This is a genomic window from Brachybacterium sacelli (genome assembly GCF_017876545.1).
Taxonomy (GTDB): domain Bacteria; phylum Actinomycetota; class Actinomycetes; order Actinomycetales; family Dermabacteraceae; genus Brachybacterium; species Brachybacterium sacelli.
The window spans coordinates 1,300,113-1,316,391 of the sequence record NZ_JAGIOD010000001.1 but is presented as its reverse complement, the minus strand read 5'-3'; the positions used below and the strand labels follow the sequence as shown (position 1 = coordinate 1,316,391).

Below are 16,279 nucleotides of genomic sequence, written 5' to 3'. Positions count from 1 at the left end.
ATCGCCACCGTGCTCAGTCGGTGCAGACCCCCAGCGAGAGGGGGCGGCTGCTGGGATCGGACTCGAGCCAGCGCGCAAGGCCGACGGGATGGAGGCGGTACTCCCCGAGCCCGTCCAACGGCAGCCACGCCGTGCCCACCTGCCCGGGATCGGGCGCGGTGCCCTCGCCCGGCTCCTCACCCTCGGCGAGGTCGCACCAGTACGCGATGTTGACCTGGTGGAACGGCGGGGTCTGCGCGCCGTCGACCATCCGCTGCTCGGTGAGCACCTCGTACAGGCAGGCCACCTGGAAGACCTCGACCCCGGCACCGATCTCCTCCCGGCACTCGCGGATCAGCGCCGCGACCTGGTCCTCACCGTGTTCCTGGCCACCGCCGGGCGGCGCGAACACGTCGGAGCCGTCGGGGTCGACGATGTGGTTCATGAGCACGTGACCGGCGCGCACGACGAGCGCCTTCACCGCCACTCTCGGAGTCCTCACGCCGCCCCCTCCCCCGCGCCGCGCAGGCGGATCCCGGCGCGCTCGCGAAGGGTCTCCTCGTCGGTCGCCTCCAGCAGATCGGTGACGGCTGCCCCGTCGCGCAGCAGACCCATCAGGCGCTGCAGGGCGGCGAGGTGCTGACCGGCATCGGTGAGCAGAGGCATCACCACCAGGCGGGCGTCGACGGTGCTGCCGGTCCCGCCCATCTCCCCGAAGGCCACGGGCCGGGCCAGGGTCGCCAACGCCAGGCCGGGAGTCAGCACGTGCTGGGGATCGGCGTGCGGGATCGCGGTCGGGATCGGCGTGGGCAGGCCCGTCGGGTAGCGCTGCTCGCGGCTGCGCAGCGCCTCCGGGAAGTCGACCGTCACCGCCTCGGCATCGAGCAGAAGACCGGACAGGGCGCGCAATGCCTCGTCGGCGTCGGTCACGTCGAGCTGAGCGACGACGACCGTGAGGGTGAGGGGTACGGGCTCACCTGCGCCCTCGCCGTGGGCATCGTCGTGCGGTCGCTGCTCAGAACTCATCGGGCCTCCCTGGTCGCTGCCACATTCTGACACCCGAACCGGCACCGACCGGGCGTGAGGGGAAAACTCGCCCCCGAAAGCTGCCGCGGGCGGGGTGCGACGGGGGTCAGGCCTTCCCGGTCAGCAGCGCCTCGAAGCGCTTCGTGAGCTCGAGGTCCACGGGCAGATCGGTGTCGTCGAGCTGGGAGATCGGGGCGGCCAGGCGGGTCGAGGACAAAAGCCAGGCACCGTCGGACCCGGCGACGTCCGCGACCGTCATCAGGTGCTCACGCACCTGGTGGCCTGCTCGCTGCAGGTCCGCGAACAGCGTGTTCACGCAGGTGCCAGGCAGGACGCCGGCGCTGACCGGGGTGGTGGTGAAGGTGTCGCCCTGGCGCACGAGCAGCGTGGACGTCGGCCCTTCGAGCACGTAGCCGTCGGTCGCGACGAAGAGGCAGTCGGCGGCTCCCCGACGCTTGGCCTCGCGCCCGGCGGCCATGTTGACCGCGTAGCTGAGGGTCTTCGCGCCGGGCAGCAGCCAGGGGCTGGTCTCGGGGACGGTGGTGGACAGGCCCCGGTCCAGGGTGACCACGCGGATGCCGGAGCGGTACGCGGTCCAGTCGTCCGCGGTCCGGGCATGGATCCAGCAGGTGGGGGCACCGGCGCCCTCGAGGCCGCGGGTGTACATGATGCGCACGCTGAGCTCGGCCACGTCCGTGTGGGCCTCGATCGCGGCGTCGATCGCGGCGACCAGGGTCTCGCGGTGCGGTGCGGGCAGCTCCAGCAGGAAGGCGCTGCGGGCCAGGCGGTCCAGGTGGGGGCCGACGTTGACGGGCGTGCCGTCGAAGACGCCGACGGTCTCGAAGATGCCGTCGCCGCGGGTGACGACCAGGTCGGTCACCTTCAGCTGCGGCGCCGTGGGGTCGGCGAGATGGAAGGGGGCGGTGCCGTCGCTCGGGGCCCCCGCCGCCCCGGGGACGAGGAGGAGAACCGGTGCGGGGGTGTCCGGGAGGGACGAGGTCATGGTGTTGCTCCTGGTCGTGGTGACTCGAGGACGAGGTGGTCGCGCCTCCAGGGTAGACCCGCGGGCCACAGGCCGGACGGCTCAGGAGAAGCCGATGTCCGCGCCGATCAAGGCGGCGTTCGGGGAGGGCCCGGTCCCTCCCGAGGAGAGGATGTCGTCGAGCTCCGCCTCGCCTCCGCCAGGCAGGCCCGAGGTGTCCCCGCCGAGGAGATCGCGCAGCAGGGAGTCGGTCACGCTCGAGAGGTGGCGCAGGAACTCGCCGGTACCGGCTCCGGCCGCGGTTCCGCCCGGCCCGTCCGGGCTGGAGGTCGCCTCCTGCTCGTCGGCATGGCTGATCAGACGGCGCGCGCCCTGACGCAGCTCCACATAGCAGTCCTGCAGGCCGGGCCGCACCTTGCCTGCCCAGTCGGCCCGGAAGGTCTCGGCGTCCTCCCCGGTCCACTCCATGGTCGAGATGGAGGAGGTCAGGCGCGATTCGAGGTCCGCCAGCACCTCCGCACGGCGGACGTAGACGGATCCCATCGACCGCAGCGCCTCGGTGTCCGCGCCCCAGAACCCGCTCATCGGCCGCCGTGCTCCCCTCGTCCTCGCACCCGTTCTCCCCTGTGACGATCTCACCGTAATGGGGCGGCGCGCGCCCTGCCATGGGGAGGACTACCCATGCACGGCGCGGAGAGCACGGCGGCCGGGCGCCCGTAACCCTCGCGTGAGCCAGTTCTGCCCGCCGCACGACCGATATGCCAAGCGACATCGGTCGTGGGGCGAGCAGAACTCGCCTGCTCCGGCGGGGCAGGCCCAGCCGCGACGCTTCAGGCGGTCAGCAGCGCCACGACGCGTCCGCGTTCCCGCCAGGCAATGCGGAGATCCAGCGGGTCCCCGGGCACCTCGGCGTCGATCAGGTCCACGCGGGCGCCGAGCGGTGCCTCCCGCAGGTCCGCCACGGCGAGGGTGCCCTCGGGAAGGTCGCGGAGGCCTGAGGCGGTCGGGTCCTGCAGATCGATCGTGGGGCCGGCGTCGCCGGTGCCCGAGCGCCCCTCCCGCTCCTCCTCGGCGTCCCCGAGGAACGCCGCGAACAGGTGCTGGTCCATGAGCTGCTCGGCGAGCTCGCTGCGGGCCCCTCCCTCCGCGGTGCTCTCGTCCAGTGTGGCCAGGCTCGCCTCCAGGGCGTCGGCGAAGCGCTCGAGATAGGCGGGCAGATCCGGGGCGGCCAGCTGCAGGGCGAGGTCCTCACCGATGCCGTAGACCACGCCGGGCGCACCGTCGTCGTCGATCGTGAGGATCGCAGCCGCTTCAGGGGTCTCGAACAACGGGTAGAAGGTCGTCGCCGGCCCCAGCAGGGTGTAGGGGCCGACGTCGGTGCGGTTCTCGACCAGCAGGTCCAGCACCGGGTTGCCGCACAGTTCGATGCCCCCGAGCTCGTCGAGCGCCTGCTCGAGGGCAGGGGGCGGGTCGGCGGCGGGCTCCTCCTCCGCCACGGCGAGGCCGGGGATGAGCGTGACGTCCTGCTCGTGGGTGCGGGCCAGGGAGGCGATGCGGTCCAGGACCTTTCGTACGGACAGCAGCGGGATCGCGGGGGCCTCGGTGGGCCAGGGCAGGGAGGAGTTCATGGGCGTGCTCACGACCTCATCGTGACACAGTGCCCGACCTCGATCCCGCAGCCCCTCGTCTCAGCTCGGCCGCCCGATCTCGTGCGCTCCCGGAAGCACCTGGAGCATCGATTCCCACGCCGTGATCGAGGGAACGGGCACCAGATCGATGCCATCCTCCCGTTCGACCACCACGAAATACTGCGTGGAGACCCTCAGGTACACGGCAAGGTTCTCGGACGCCTCCCCGTCCGTGGCGATCCGGTTCGCGTGCGACTGGGAGACCTGCCAGGAGCTTTCCTCATCGGCCGGGTATCCGGCCTCTGTGAGCAGCCGTCGTACGTCGGGCTGCCCCTCCAGAGCGTCGAGCGGCACGGCCACCGCACGACGTCACGTGCCTGCGACAATCATCTCGTGTCGTCTGGAGCCCTCCTGCCCCTGGTCCTCGTCGTCGTCGGGCTCCTGTTGTTGGCCTACTGCGCCTGGTCCCGACGTGGCGGATCACCCGCGGCCCGTCACTGGATCGATCCGCCGCCCGCCGAGAACTGGATGCTGGAGCGGATCGTGGTCCTCGGCACGCCCGCGGTGGGACTCGCCCTGCTCGACGTCGCAGCGATCATCCTCCTCCAGGACCTCCCGGTGCTGAGGGCCCTCGCGTTCGTCGTGCTGATCGTGCTGCTGATCCCGGTGCTGTACTTCCTGGCCGCGGTGATCCCGATGCCGCTGTTCCTCTATCCGCGCTGGGCAAGGGAGGTGGTGAGGCGGCGCCGGCGGTACTGGCGGGAGTTCCGGGCCCGACGGGGCTGAGACCCGACACGTTCTGGGTGCGAGCCAGCAGGGTGGGAACGGGGCCCGAGGGAACCGCCTGGCACAGTGTCCGCGCGCCGTGGCGTCCACGCACCGCGTCTCAGGCCCGCACGCGTCGGGCGCCGCCCCCCGGTCTCGTGATGGCGGTGGTCGCTCCGATGCGCTCGGGGTGGGCGGCGCGGTAGGCCTCCAGCCAGCGGGCGGCGAAGTCCTCGGCCCCGTCGGCCGGCACCAGGGCCCAGACGCTGCCGCCGAAGCCGGCTCCGAAGGCGCTCGCGGCGTGGGCGCCGTGCTCCCGCGCCAGGCGCTGCAGGGTGATCGTCTCGGGGACCTGGTTGCGCAGCCCGTCCTCGGCGCCGGCCTGGGACTCGTCGACCAGGCGCCCGAACTCCTCCAGGTCACCCTCCTCGAGCGCGACCGATGCGGCGGGGATGATCCGCTCGGACTCGGCGAGGAACTGCTTGAGGCGCCCGCTCAGGTACTCGTCGTCGGCGGCGAGGGCGCGCAGCCGCGTCACGGCGGCGGGACCGCTGGCGACCGCGTCGGCCAGGGTCGCGTCTGGGCGCCCGGTCTCCTCCTGCCAGCGCAGCACCAGCTCGGTGACCGCGAGGGAGACGCGGTTATAGGCGTCGCGGGCGGCGCCGGTCTTCGCGGCCTCGACCCCGCTGACGGCGACCACGAGCACGAGCGCCGGGTCGAGCTCGAGGGTGCGCTCATGGCGCACAGGGCAGAAGGAGTACTGCACGAGCGCATCGGGCACGCCGCACAGCACCGCGGTGTGGTCCTCGCTGCCTCCGAAGGTGCCCACGCCGCGCTCGCCCGCGAGGGAGCCGAAGCTCTGCCCGTTCTCGAGGGTCCCGAAGTACTCGCCGAGCTGCTCGGCGGTGGTGATCTCACGCGTGAAGGCGGGGTCGGTGGCGAGGCCGGAGAGGTCGAGGAGGACCAGCGCCAGGCCGACGACCAGCGCCGAGGAGCTGGACATCCCGGCCGCCAGCGGCAGGGTCGAGGTGACGGTGACCTCGGCCCCGCGCAGCTGCCCGGGGAAGTTCTTCTCCAGGCGGGCGGCGACGGTGCGCACGTACCCGCCCCAGTGTCCGTCGGGCTCGTCGGTGCTGGCCTCGCCCGCCCGGTCCAGGTCGAAGATGACAGTCCCGTCGGCTCCCTCGGAGCTGACCTGCAGCACCCGGTCATCACGGGGCCTGGCGGTGAGGGTGTGGCCGGTGTCGACGGCGGCCAGGAGGGAGCGTCCGCCCGCATAGTCGGTGTGCTTGCCCAGCACCTCGAGGCGGCCGGGCACGAACCAGCGGGAGATGTCCCCGGGCACTCCGGCGGCGAGCTCCTCGAGGGCCCCGCTCACAGGCGCACCTCGACCCCGGCGAGGGCCTCCTGCACGGCGGCGACGTCCCCACGGGAGGACATGTCCAGCACCGGCGCGGAGACGGGGACGACGGTGACGTCCTCCCCGTCGGCGACCAGGAGCCGGACGGCGTCGATGATCTCCAGCTCTCCGCGCACGGAGGGTTCGATGCGGGCGCAGGCGTCGAAGATCGCGGGGGTGAACAGCCAGGCGTTCATCGACACCGGGGCGTCCTGGCCGTAGGCGGCGAGGGTGGCCGGATCGGGTTTCTCGACGATGTCGCGCAGACGGCCCTGCTCATCGGCGGCGACCAGGGCGAAGGCACGGATCCGCTCGGCAGGGATGCTGGATCCGGCCAGCAGCCCCGCGCGGTCGAAGCCGACCAGGGCGCTGCCGGGGGCGGTGACGAGTGCGGCGAGCGCCTCGCGCGGATAGTAGTTGTCCGAGTTCAGCACGATCACCCGCTCGGAGCCGACGAAGTCGCGGGCGGCGGCGACGGCGTCACCGGTGCCGCGCGGCTCGACCTGCACGGCGGTGGTGACCGTGACGCGGCTCCCGCTGGTGGCGGCGGCGTAGTCGCGCAGCGCCTCGTGCTCGGGGCCGATGACCAGGCACACCTCGGTGACGCCGACGTCGGCCAGCACGGAGATGACGTAGTCCAGGAAGGGCCGGCCGACGTCGATGAGGGCCTTGACCCCGCTCGCGGCGACGGCGGACTGCTTCTCGTCGAGCGGTGCGTTCTCGTCGGCCGCGCGCATGCGGGTGCCCAGCCCGCGGGCGAGGATCACGGCGCGGGTGACGGCGGTGGAGTCGGCGGGGGGCGTGGCGGTCTGCTCAGTCACGCTGAGAGTGTACGGGGGCCGCGGCCGACGGCCCGTAACGTTTCACGTCCGCGAGCACGGGAGCCGTGCAGGTCGCCCCGTCATGTCCGGGCGAGGACCTCGTCGACCGCGTCCCCGACCGCGTCGATCTGCTCGGGGGCGAGGTCCGCGGGCAGGGTGAAGCGCACTGCGGTCTGGGCGACCTCGCGGGGGATGCCCAGAGCCGTGAGCACGTGGGAAGGTTCGTCGCTGCCGGCGGCGCAGGCCGAGCCGCTGGAGGCGATCACGCCGCGCTCGGCGAGATCCAGCAGGATCGATTCGCCGCTGCGGCCGGGCACGCAGAAGGAGGCGTGGCCGGGCAGTCGTGCCCCTGCGCGGCGGCCGTCCGCACCGGTCAGCAGCACGCCCTCCCGAGCGCGGAGCACGCGATCCACGAACCCGTCGCGCAGAGGGGCCAGGCGGGCCACCTTCTGTTCCCGCTCGGCGTCGGCGAGCTCGAGCGCGACGGCGAGCGCGACGGCGAAGGCGACGTTCTCGGTGCCGGAGCGCCGGGCGTTCTCCTGCCCGCCGCCGTGGATCAGCGGTTCGAGCGGAAGCCGGCCGCGGATCGCGGCGAGACCGATCCCCTTGGGGGCGCCGAGCTTGTGGCCCGAGAGCGTCAGTGCGTCGACGTCGAGTCCGCGCAGATCCACCCATCCGGCGGCCTGGACCGCGTCCGTGTGGATCAGCGCGCCGGCCTCGTGGGCGATGCCGGCCAGCGACCGGAGGTCGGTGATCGTGCCGATCTCGTTGTTGGCCAGGGCGAGGGAGACCAGGGTGGTGTCCTCGCGCAGCGCCCTGCGCAGGGCCGCGGGGGTGACGGTCCCGTCGGGGGCGACATCGACGTAGGAGACCTCGAAACCGTGGACGCGCTCGAGGAAAGCGACGGTCTCCAGCACGGCCTCATGCTCGGTGGCGGCGGTGACCAGGTGTTTCCCGCGCGGCGTCGCGAGCGCCAGGCCCTTGAGCGCGAGGTTCGCGGCCTCGGTGCCGCCGGCGGTGAACACGAGATCGCTGCGGCGCACGCCGAGCACGGCGGCGGCCCGTCGTCGGGCATCGTCGAGGCCCGCAGCGGCGGCTTCCCCCACGGCGTGATGGCTGGAGGGGTTCCCGAAGGTGCCGGTGAGATAGGGCCAGGCGGCTTCGAGGGCCTCCCGGCGCACCGGCGTGGTGGCGGCGGTGTCGAGGTAGAGCATCGCTGGGACCGTCAGACTCCGGCGATGACGGTCATGTCGAGGCCGAGGTCGAGGTGGCGGGCGCTGTGGGTGAGCGCGCCGGAGGAGATGACGTCGACGCCGGTGCGGGCGATGTCGCCGACGGTCTCGAGGGTGACGGTGCCGCTGGCCTCGATGATCGCGCGACCCGCGACGATCTCCACGCCCCGCGCCAGGTCCGCCAGGGAGAAGTTGTCGAGCATGATGATGTCGATGCCGCCGGCGATCACGGGCTCGATCTGGTCGATCCGGTCGACCTCGACCTCGAGCCGGGTGGTGTGGCCGAGCTGGGCACGGGCCCGGTGGATGGCCCCGGTGAGGTCGAGGCCCTGCTGCTGCAGCACCGCGAGGTGGTTGTCCTTGGCCATCACCGCGTCCGAGAGCGAGAAGCGGTGGTTCACCCCGCCGCCGCAGCGGACCGCGTGCCGTTCGAGGGCGCGCAGCCCCGGGGTGGTCTTGCGGGTGTCGGTGATCCGCGCTCCCGTGCCCTGGACGGCGTCCACGAAGCGCCGCGTGAGGGTCGCGACGCCGGACAGGCGCTGGGTGAGGTTCAGGGCTATCCGCTCGGCCTGGACGACGGCGCGGGCCGGACCGGTCACGGTGGCGAGCACGTCCCCGGCGGTGAAGCGATCCCCGTCGGCCGTCCGGGGGTCGACCTCGACGGTCGGATCAGTGAGGCGGAAGGCGGCGGCGAACGCATCGAGGCCCGAGAGCACGCCGTCCTCGCGAGCCGTCAGCTGCACCGTGGCGATCGCCGTGCCGGGCAGGAACACCTGCCCGGTGAGGTCCCCCCAGGGGGCGTCCTCGGCCAGGGCGGCGGAGACGACGGTGTCGATCTGGGCGGTGGTCAGCATGCGAGAACCTCCGGGATGGGGTCGAGGCGGTGGTGGGCGCCGACTGATGCGGGGCGCGCGAGGGCGTGGGTCGCCACCAGTCGGGCGAGGTCGAGGAGATTGCGGTTCTCGAGCTCACCGATCGTGGTGGCGGTGGCAGGGTCAGGGGCGGTCCAGGTGGCCAGCTGCGCGGCCGCGGTGTCGAGCTGCTCGCGCGTTCGCAGCGGCCCGACGCGCGCCCACATCAGCTCCTGCAGCTGAGTACGGGTCCAGGACGCGGGCGACGGGACGGCCGTCGCCCGCGGCGCTCTGCGCACAGCGTCGCCAGGCGAGGCCGCGGCCGTGCGCGGGGCGCCGCTGGAGATGTGACGGCCCGCGGAGGGGTCCCGGCGGCGGGCCTCCTCCACGGCGGCCGCCCCCGCTCGGGCCCCGAAGACGGCGCCCTCCAGCAGCGAGTTCGAAGCCAGGCGGTTCGCACCGTGCACGCCGGTCCGGGCGCACTCCCCCGCCGCGAACAGTCCCGGCAGCGTGGTGCGGCCGTCGAGGTCGGTGCGGATCCCGCCCATCCAATAATGGGCGGCGGGGGTCACCGGCACCGGCTCGTGGCCCCAATCGATCCCTGCGGCGCGCACCGCGGCATCGATCGTCGGGAACCGCTCACGCAGGCGGTCGCCGGCGATGCCGGTCGCGTCCAGACGCACGGGCCGACCATCCTGCGCGGCCATGACCTGCGCGATGGTGCGGGAGACGATGTCTCGCGGAGCGAGATCGGCGCGGGGGTCGATGCCTTGCATGAGACGTGCACCGTGCTCGTCGCGCAGCGTCGCCCCCTCGCCGCGGACCGCCTCGGAGACGAGGAAGGAGGAGTACGCGCCGGGGATCGCGAGTGCGGTGGGATGGAACTGATAGAACTCGAGGTCCTCGACGGCGGCGCCGGCTCTCCATGCGGCGGCGACCCCGTCGCCGGTGGCGACCGCCGGGTTCGTGGTGTGCGAGAAGAGCTGCCCGGCGCCGCCGGTGGCCAGCAGGGTGGCTGCGGCCCGGACGCGGAGCCGGCCGCCGCCCGTGGTCATCAGCTCGGCGCCCACCACGTCGCCGCCCTCAAGGTGCAGGTCCACGAGCGCCGTGTGCTCGCGCACGACGACACCGCTGCCGTGCACCGCGGCGAGCAGCGCCTGCTCGATCGCGACACCGGTCGCGTCCCCGCCGGCGTGGAGGATGCGGGGCCGGTGATGGGCGCCCTCGAGGCACAGCGCGTAGGGGCTGCCCGGGCCGCGGACCCGGTCGAAATCGACGCCGCGGTCGATGAGCTCACGGATCGCGCCGGGCCCCTCCTCGCACAGCACCCGCACCGCGTCCTCGTCGCACAGCCCCGCGCCGGCGACGAGGGTGTCGCGGGCGTGCGCGGCCGGGCTGTCGTCACGGTCGAGCGCACCGGCGATGCCGCCCTGGGCGTACCGGGTCGACCCCTCGCCCGCCTCGGACTTCGTCACCAGCAGGACGTCCATGTTCTGCGAGGCGTGCAGCGCAGCCGTCAGCCCGGCGATCCCGGAGCCGATCACGAGCAGGTCGGTTCGGAGGTCGGGGTGGAGGTCAGTGTGGAGATCGGGGCGGAGGTCGGCGGTCATGCTCAGCGCCCCGGGGTGCTGCTCACCGGGGCCGGCTTGGCGGCGAGCATCCGCTCGAGCGCGAACCGGGCGGGCTCGGCGACGTCCTGGCCGACGCTGATGCGGTTGATGACCTCACCCTCGAGCAGCGACTCGAGCGCCCAGGCGAGGTAGCCGGGGTGGATGCGGTACATCGTCGAGCAGGGGCACACCACCGGGTCGAGACAGAAGATCGTGTGCTGGGGGTGTTGGGCGGCCAGGCGCTGGACCAGGTTGATCTCGGTGCCGATGGCGAAGCTGGTCGGTTCGGTGGCACCCTCGATGGCCTTGCGGATGTAGTCGGTCGAGCCGGACTCGTCGGCCGCGTCGACCACGGGCATCGGGCACTCGGGGTGGACGATCACGCGCACGCCGGGGTGCTCTGCGCGGGCCTTCGCGATCTGATCCGTGGTGAAGCGCTTGTGCACGGAGCAGAATCCGTGCCAGAGCACCACCTGGGCTTCGTGGAGTGCCTGCTCGTCGTTCCCGCCCAGGGGCTTGCGAGGGTTCCACATCGGCATCTGCTCCAGGGGGATGCCCATGGCCTTGGCGGTGTTGCGGCCGAGGTGCTGGTCGGGGAAGAACAGCACCCGTCGGCCGCGCTCGAAGGCCCACTGAAGCACCGTCGAGGCGTTGGAGGAGGTGCACACGATGCCGCCGTGGCGGCCCACGAAGCCCTTGATCGCCGCGGAGGAGTTCATGTAAGTCACCGGGACGATCGGGGCGATCCCGTCGGCGTCCTCCCCCTCGCCGTACACCTCCATCAGCTGCTCCCAGCACTCCTCGACCTGGTCGATGTCGGCCATGTCGGCCATCGAGCAGCCCGCGGCGAGGTTCGGGAGGATCACGGCCTGCTCGGGCGTGGACAGGAGGTCCGCGGTCTCGGCCATGAAATGGACGCCGCAGAAGATGATCGCCTCGGCCTCGGTGCGCGCCGTCGCGGCGGTGGCCAGCTGGAAGGAGTCACCCACGTAGTCGGCGTACTGCACCACCTCGTCGCGCTGGTAGAAGTGCCCGAGCACCATCACCCGGTCGCCCAGCTCGGCCTTCGCGGCGCGGATCCGCCGGTCCAGCTCCTCACTGCTCGCCGCTCGGTACTCCTGCGGGATCTCGCCCTGTCGGGGCGCGGTCGCGGGGGCGGTGTCCGCCATCGAGGCACCCGGTCCGTAGCCGGGATCGCGGGCGTCGACGTCCCAGGGTGCGTCGAGCAGTTCGGTGGTGCAGGTGCCGCCGCCGGTGGTGCCGGCGGAGATGTCGCGGAGGGTCAGGTCGACCGAGGCGGTGGGGGCAGGGATGGTCATGGCGTGCTCTCCGGTGTGGGGGCGAGGGGTCATCGGCCCGTGAGGGGGCCGTTGTCGGCGAGTTGGATGGACCGGTCGTGGCGGAAGAGGCGGGCGGGCCGGTGGCGACCGCCGGTGCGGAAGGCGTCGGTCGCCACGAGGCGGCCCGAGGCCTCCATCTGGCGGCGGAAGTTGGCGGGGTCGAGGGTGCGCTGGAGCACCGCCTCGTGGACCCCACGCAGCTCGGCGAGGGTGAAGCTCTCCCCGAGGAAGGCGGCGGCGATGCGGGAGTACTCGACCTTGTTGCGCAGTCGCCACAGGGCGTACTCGACGATCAGCGAGTGGTCGAAGGCCAGCTCGGGCAGCTCATCGGCGACGAACCACCGCACGTTCACGCCGGCGGCGCCGGCGTCGGCCTCCTCGGGGCGCACCAGCGCCCAGTAGACGACCGAGACGGTGCGCTCCGCGGCCGTGGGTGCACGGTCCAGCCCGCCGAAGGCGTAGAGCTGCTCGAGGTACTGCGGGGCCAGCTGCGTGGTCTCGCGCAGGTTCCGCGCGGCCGACGCCGCCAGCCCTTCCTCCGGGGTCATCGGTCCTCCCGGAAGCGCCCATCGCCCCTGGTGGGGGTCGCGGATGCGGCGCACCAGCGGAACCCAGAGCGCCAGGCGGCGAGTGGTGGGGTGCGGGCGCAGCGCGAAGATGACCGTCGAGACGGCGAGGGAGATCGGAGCGTTCATCGAAGGCGACACCTCCTGTTAAAGTCGCAGAGACCTTTACTGGTGACGAGGAGATTAGGCTCACGGTGACCAGAAGGGCACGCCCTGGCGCGATCGTGTGATCGGGGTCACGGAATCGCTGACTCTAAGTCGGCGGCCCCACCGCCCGGCCGTCCCCGGCGTCGCCCCTCCCGGCGCCCCTCCCGGCGCCCCGCAGCAGAGCAGGTGGCCGCCGGCCTGTGAGGCCCGTCGCCCTGTCGCTCCACGTGCCCCGGCACCTGCCTACAGTGAACGGCGCCGGGCGTCCGGGCGCGGCAGGAAGCGAGAGACCATGACTCCATCGGCTCCCCCGAGGCCCCGCGCCACCCGCTCGCCCTGGCGCATCGCCTGGGCGTCCATGGTCGGCACCTCGCTCGAACAGTTCGACTTCTACCTCTACGCCTACTTCTCCGCGTTCTTCGTCGGGCCGCTGTTCTTCGAGCCCCTGGGCGCCGCCGGTGCCGCACTGGCCTCCTTCAGCACGATCGCGGTCTCCTTCGTGATCCGCCCCGTCGGCGCCCTGCTCTTCGGGCACATGGGCGATCGTCTCGGCCGGCGCACCACGCTGCTGTGGACCGTGACGCTGATGGGCGTGGCCACCGGGCTCATCGGCCTGCTGCCCACCTTTGCCCAGGCCGGCTGGCTGGGCGCGATCGGACTCGTCGTCCTGCGTCTGGTCCAGGGCATCTCCCTGGGCGGCGAATGGGGCGGCTCCGTGCTGCTGGCCACCGAGCACGCCCACCCCCTGAAGCGGGCGTTCTACGCGGCGATCCCGCAGCTCGGCTCGCCGATCGGCTCGATCCTCTCCGCCGCGGTGTTCATCGTGCTCTCGCTGACGCTTCCCGAGCAGGCCATGCAGGAGTGGGGATGGCGAGTGCCCTTCTTCCTCGCCGTACCGCTGCTGCTGGTCTCGCTGTACCTGCGTCGCGCCGTCGAGGAGACGCCTGTGTTCTCGCGCCTGGCCAGCACGGAGGGTCGCGCCCGCCGGCCTGTGCTCGCCCTGTTCCGCACCCGTCCGCTCGCGCTGCTCATCGCCGTCGCGGCCGCCCAGCTGGGCATCGGTTCCTACGCCCTGATGAACACCTACACGATGAACTACGGCGCCGTCGTGCTCGGGTATCCCTTCCTGCAGCTGCTGAGCGCCGCGACGATCGGTTCCCTGCTGCAGCTGGTCACCGTGCCGCTGTTCGGAGCGCTCGCCGCACGCACCAGCTCGTCCCTGGTGGTCGGCATCGGCGCCCTGGGCACCGCCCTGATCGCCTTCCCGATGTACTTCCTGCTGCAGTCCGCCGGATTCGGAGTGCTGGTGGCGATGATGGTGATCGGCGGCATCCTGCCCACCATGTCCTGGGCGGCCCTCGGCGGGCTGATGAGCGACCTCTTCCCCGGCCGTTTCCGCTACACCGCCCTCTCGGTGGCCTACGCGGTGGCCGCGACCGTGGGCGGATTCGTCCCGCTGCTGACCTCGGCGCTGGGCACCTGGACGGCGCAGGCGTGGTGGCACCCCGGCCTCGTGCTGGTGGCGATGTCGGCGGTGACTCTGGCGGCCTCGGTGGCCGCAGCACGGCAGTTGCGGCAGCAGCAGGACACGGAACCAGGGCCCCGGGCCGACGACACCGTGGCGGCCTGACCGGGTCAGCCCCCTCGCGGGCCCCGGTCGTCTCCTCGAGCGCCGCGCGGTGGAGGATGCCCAACCGGATGCGCCGCGCGGTCTCGAAGTGGCGGCGGGCGACGGCACGTGCCGCCTCGGCGTCGCGTCCGTCGATCGCCTCGAGCAGCTCCTGCAGCACCGGGTTGTGCGAGGCGGCCCAGACGGCGCGATGGAACTCGAGGTTGCTGCGACGCAGCACCGCGTCGTCCCTCACCTCCAGCTCCCGGTCCCGCTGGACCAGCGCTTCCAGTCGCAGCATGTCCCGGACGGTGCGGTGCAGCGCGGCGTCCCCGGTCACCTGCTCCTCGAGCAGGATGCGCACGTCATAGACCTGCATGACGGTCTGCCGGTCGACGCTCTGCGGCAGTTCGGGATGCCGATGGCGCCGCTGCTGATCGGCGTGATCCTCGGCCCGCTCGCGGAGACGGAGCTGCGCCGTGCGCTCGCCGTCTCCGAGGGCGATCCGTCTATCCTGGTCAGCAGCCCGATCACGCTCATCGTGTATGTCCTGCTGGCCGGAATCGTGGTCGTGTCCGTCATCCAGCACCTACGCCACCGCCGGGCTGCCCGCCAGGCCGCCGCCGCAGGCTGAGCCCTGCTCCCGAGGCGGTACCGACCAGGCAGTGCGCACGACCAGAGAGGGCGCCACGCCGGAAGGTTCCCGCGCAGGAGCCGGAAAACCCTATCCTCCCCGGAGGGCGTCTGCGTGGCCGCCCTCATCTCTTTCCCCGGAGGCCCCATGTCCGTCCTCGACCGCACCGCGATCATCGCCCCGGTGGCGTTCAATCGCTGGTTCATCCCCCCGGCCGCACTGGCCATCCACCTGTGCATCGGCCAGGTGTACGCCTTCAGCGTCTTCAAGACCCCGTTCGAGAACCGCTTCGACGTCGGCGAGGTCGCCGTCGGCTGGATCTTCTCCCTCGCCATCGCCATGCTCGGCATCTCCTCGGCGGTCGCCGGCACCTGGGTCGAGCGGGTCGGACCGCGGATGGCGATGGTCGCCGCCGGCGGGTTCTGGGTGCTCGGCTTCCTGGTCTCCGCGCTCGGCATCGCGAGCGGCCAGCTGTGGCTGGTCTACCTCGGCTACGGGGTGATCGGCGGCATCGGCCTAGGCATCGGTTACATCGCTCCGGTCTCCACGTTGATGAAGTGGTTCCCGGACCGGCCCGGCCTAGCGACGGGGCTGGCCATCATGGGCTTCGGTGGCGGCGCCCTCATCGCCAGCCCCGCCTCGAACAAGCTGATGGCGCTCTTCGGCGGTGGCCAGGAGCCCGCCCATCTGGTCGCAGGCCTCACCCCCACCTTCCTCACGCTCGGTGCCTGCTACCTGCTCGCGATCGCCCTGGGCGCCTACGTGATCCGCCTACCGCACCCGGACTGGACACCGACCGGGTACGACCCCGCCACGTCGACCACCGGCGCTGCCCGGGCTGCCGGCTCCGTCTCCGCGAAACAGTCGATCCGCACCCCGCAGTTCTGGCTGCTGTGGATCGTCCTGTTCACGAACGTCACGGCCGGCATCGGGATCCTCGAGAACGCCTCCCCGATGATCACGGACGGCTTCGGTGTCGCGGCCGCCGCGGCCGCGGGCTTCGTCGGCCTGCTGTCGCTGGCCAACATGGCCGGTCGCTTCGTGTGGTCCACGACCTCGGACTACCTCGGCCGCAAGCTCAACTACGCGCTCTACCTGGCCGTCGGCGCGATCCTGTACGTCGTGATCGCCAGCCTCGGCTCCTCCTCGCTGGCGGTCTTCGTGCTCTCCGCGCTGGTGATCATCTCGTTCTACGGCGGCGGCTTCTCGACCGTTCCGGCCTATCTGCGGGATCTGTTCGGCGTCTACCAGGTGGGGGCCATCCACGGCCGTCTGCTCACCGCGTGGTCCGCCGCGGGCATCGCTGGCCCCCTGCTGGTCAACAGCATCGTCGAGTCGCAGAGCGCCGCCGGGAACTCCGGGATGGACCTGTACCGGCTCTCCATGTGGCTGATGGCGGGCATCCTCGCGGTCGGCTTCGTGGCGAACCTGCTGATCCGGAAGGTCGACGAGTCCCACTTCGAGGACGACGCCGTCGTCGAGCGCAAGAGCGAGGCCGACCGTGCCGGCGCCCATGAGGCGATCACCGGCAACGGCGGGGCGGCCGCGCACGAGGCGGCAGGGGCCGGCCACAAGGTCGCGGCGTCGATCCTGGCTGTGCTCGTCGTGGCCGCCCTCGCCTACGGACTGGTCGAGACGGCCGTGCGCGCGGTGGCCCTGTTCACGGCCTGACGCGCGCCGGGACGGAAGG

16 protein-coding genes and 1 pseudogene are annotated in these 16,279 nt (G+C 72.3%); 3 read left to right on the top strand and 14 right to left on the bottom strand.

All coding sequences use genetic code 11. The features are described 5' to 3' along the window. Positions 1-13: 13 nt before the first annotated feature. The 6 genes from JOF43_RS05800 to JOF43_RS05775 all read right to left on the bottom strand — a co-directional run bounded on the left by JOF43_RS05800 (position 14) and on the right by JOF43_RS05775 (position 3,975). Entirely contained in the window at positions 14-481 is a 468-nt protein-coding gene (locus JOF43_RS05800) for an NUDIX domain-containing protein (protein WP_209900188.1), read from the bottom strand. Further along, positions 478-1,005, bottom strand: coding sequence for a PTS sugar transporter subunit IIA (locus tag JOF43_RS05795; protein ID WP_209900186.1), 528 nt, complete (start codon positions 1,003-1,005; stop codon positions 478-480). The genes JOF43_RS05800 and JOF43_RS05795 overlap by 4 nt, the downstream gene beginning before the upstream one ends. Before the next feature lie 106 nt (positions 1,006-1,111). Further along, on the bottom strand, positions 1,112-2,008 hold the full coding sequence (locus JOF43_RS05790) for an aminodeoxychorismate lyase (RefSeq protein ID WP_209900184.1): 897 nt from the start codon (positions 2,006-2,008) through the stop codon (positions 1,112-1,114). A gap of 81 nt (positions 2,009-2,089) precedes the next feature. Continuing rightward, positions 2,090-2,572: a WXG100 family type VII secretion target gene (locus JOF43_RS05785; RefSeq protein WP_209900182.1), complete on the bottom strand. Its 483-nt coding sequence runs from the start codon at positions 2,570-2,572 to the stop codon at positions 2,090-2,092. A gap of 245 nt (positions 2,573-2,817) precedes the next feature. Beyond that, positions 2,818-3,627, bottom strand: coding sequence for a hypothetical protein (locus tag JOF43_RS05780; protein WP_342592093.1), 810 nt, complete (start codon positions 3,625-3,627; stop codon positions 2,818-2,820). A 48-nt stretch (positions 3,628-3,675) separates the two neighbouring features. After that, positions 3,676-3,975 carry a hypothetical protein gene (locus JOF43_RS05775; RefSeq protein WP_209900180.1) on the bottom strand — a complete coding sequence of 100 codons (300 nt, stop codon included), beginning with the start codon at positions 3,973-3,975 and terminating at the stop codon, positions 3,676-3,678. Between the two features lie 33 nt (positions 3,976-4,008). On the opposite strand from JOF43_RS05775, the gene JOF43_RS05770 reads away from it, so the two are divergent. After that, positions 4,009-4,401 (top strand): hypothetical protein, encoded by a 393-nt coding sequence (locus JOF43_RS05770; RefSeq protein WP_209900178.1) that lies wholly within the window; start codon positions 4,009-4,011, stop codon positions 4,399-4,401. A 100-nt stretch (positions 4,402-4,501) separates the two neighbouring features. On the opposite strand, the gene JOF43_RS05765 is transcribed toward JOF43_RS05770, so the two are convergent. The 7 genes from JOF43_RS05765 to JOF43_RS05735 all read right to left on the bottom strand — a co-directional run bounded on the left by JOF43_RS05765 (position 4,502) and on the right by JOF43_RS05735 (position 12,328). Next, on the bottom strand, positions 4,502-5,758 hold the full coding sequence (locus JOF43_RS05765) for a GHMP family kinase ATP-binding protein (protein ID WP_209900177.1): 1,257 nt from the start codon (positions 5,756-5,758) through the stop codon (positions 4,502-4,504). Next, positions 5,755-6,600, bottom strand: coding sequence for a nucleotidyltransferase family protein (locus tag JOF43_RS05760; protein ID WP_342592092.1), 846 nt, complete (start codon positions 6,598-6,600; stop codon positions 5,755-5,757). Before JOF43_RS05760 ends, JOF43_RS05765 begins: the two co-directional genes overlap by 4 nt. Positions 6,601-6,680: 80 nt before the next feature. Next, positions 6,681-7,814 carry a cysteine desulfurase family protein gene (locus JOF43_RS05755; protein WP_209900175.1) on the bottom strand — a complete coding sequence of 378 codons (1,134 nt, stop codon included), beginning with the start codon at positions 7,812-7,814 and terminating at the stop codon, positions 6,681-6,683. Between the two features lie 11 nt (positions 7,815-7,825). Then, entirely contained in the window at positions 7,826-8,686 is an 861-nt protein-coding gene (nadC, locus tag JOF43_RS05750; RefSeq protein WP_209900173.1) for a carboxylating nicotinate-nucleotide diphosphorylase, read from the bottom strand. Continuing rightward, a complete protein-coding gene (gene nadB, locus JOF43_RS05745) occupies positions 8,680-10,293 on the bottom strand; it encodes an L-aspartate oxidase (protein ID WP_209900171.1) in 1,614 nt (537 codons plus the stop codon). The genes nadC and nadB overlap by 7 nt, the downstream gene beginning before the upstream one ends. Before the next feature lie 2 nt (positions 10,294-10,295). Beyond that, complete coding sequence (gene nadA / locus JOF43_RS05740) at positions 10,296-11,612, bottom strand: quinolinate synthase NadA (RefSeq protein ID WP_209900169.1); 1,317 nt, start codon at positions 11,610-11,612, stop codon at positions 10,296-10,298. 29 nt (positions 11,613-11,641) lie between these two features. After that, positions 11,642-12,328 carry an NUDIX hydrolase gene (locus tag JOF43_RS05735; RefSeq protein ID WP_209900166.1) on the bottom strand — a complete coding sequence of 229 codons (687 nt, stop codon included), beginning with the start codon at positions 12,326-12,328 and terminating at the stop codon, positions 11,642-11,644. A gap of 310 nt (positions 12,329-12,638) precedes the next feature. Between JOF43_RS05735 and JOF43_RS05730 the strand changes: the two genes are divergently transcribed. Continuing rightward, positions 12,639-13,976: an MFS transporter gene (locus JOF43_RS05730; protein ID WP_245354026.1), complete on the top strand. Its 1,338-nt coding sequence runs from the start codon at positions 12,639-12,641 to the stop codon at positions 13,974-13,976. 202 nt (positions 13,977-14,178) lie between these two features. On the opposite strand, the pseudogene JOF43_RS23265 reads toward JOF43_RS05730, so the two are convergent. After that, a pseudogene (locus JOF43_RS23265) lies at positions 14,179-14,334 on the bottom strand (GntR family transcriptional regulator); the annotation flags it as partial. A gap of 402 nt (positions 14,335-14,736) precedes the next feature. Between JOF43_RS23265 and JOF43_RS05720 the strand changes: the two are divergent. Further along, a complete protein-coding gene (locus tag JOF43_RS05720; RefSeq protein WP_209900164.1) occupies positions 14,737-16,260 on the top strand; it encodes an OFA family MFS transporter in 1,524 nt (507 codons plus the stop codon). The last annotated feature ends 19 nt before the right edge of the window (positions 16,261-16,279 follow it).

What these genes read in the sequence shown, in the direction of transcription:
- JOF43_RS05790 (WP_209900184.1), bottom strand. Translation starts at nt 2,008, where the DNA reads ATGACCTCGTCCCTCCCGGACACCCCCGCACCGGTTCTCCTCCTCGTC.
- JOF43_RS05785 (WP_209900182.1), bottom strand. Translation starts at nt 2,572, where the DNA reads ATGAGCGGGTTCTGGGGCGCGGACACCGAGGCGCTGCGGTCGATGGGA.
- JOF43_RS05730 (WP_245354026.1), top strand. Translation starts at nt 12,639, where the DNA reads ATGACTCCATCGGCTCCCCCGAGGCCCCGCGCCACCCGCTCGCCCTGG.
- nadA (WP_209900169.1), bottom strand. Translation starts at nt 11,612, where the DNA reads ATGACCATCCCTGCCCCCACCGCCTCGGTCGACCTGACCCTCCGCGAC.
- nadB (WP_209900171.1), bottom strand. Translation starts at nt 10,293, where the DNA reads ATGACCGCCGACCTCCGCCCCGATCTCCACACTGACCTCCACCCCGAC.
- JOF43_RS05755 (WP_209900175.1), bottom strand. Translation starts at nt 7,814, where the DNA reads ATGCTCTACCTCGACACCGCCGCCACCACGCCGGTGCGCCGGGAGGCC.
- JOF43_RS05795 (WP_209900186.1), bottom strand. Translation starts at nt 1,005, where the DNA reads ATGAGTTCTGAGCAGCGACCGCACGACGATGCCCACGGCGAGGGCGCA.
- JOF43_RS05735 (WP_209900166.1), bottom strand. Translation starts at nt 12,328, where the DNA reads ATGAACGCTCCGATCTCCCTCGCCGTCTCGACGGTCATCTTCGCGCTG.
- nadC (WP_209900173.1), bottom strand. Translation starts at nt 8,686, where the DNA reads ATGCTGACCACCGCCCAGATCGACACCGTCGTCTCCGCCGCCCTGGCC.
- JOF43_RS05720 (WP_209900164.1), top strand. Translation starts at nt 14,737, where the DNA reads ATGTCCGTCCTCGACCGCACCGCGATCATCGCCCCGGTGGCGTTCAAT.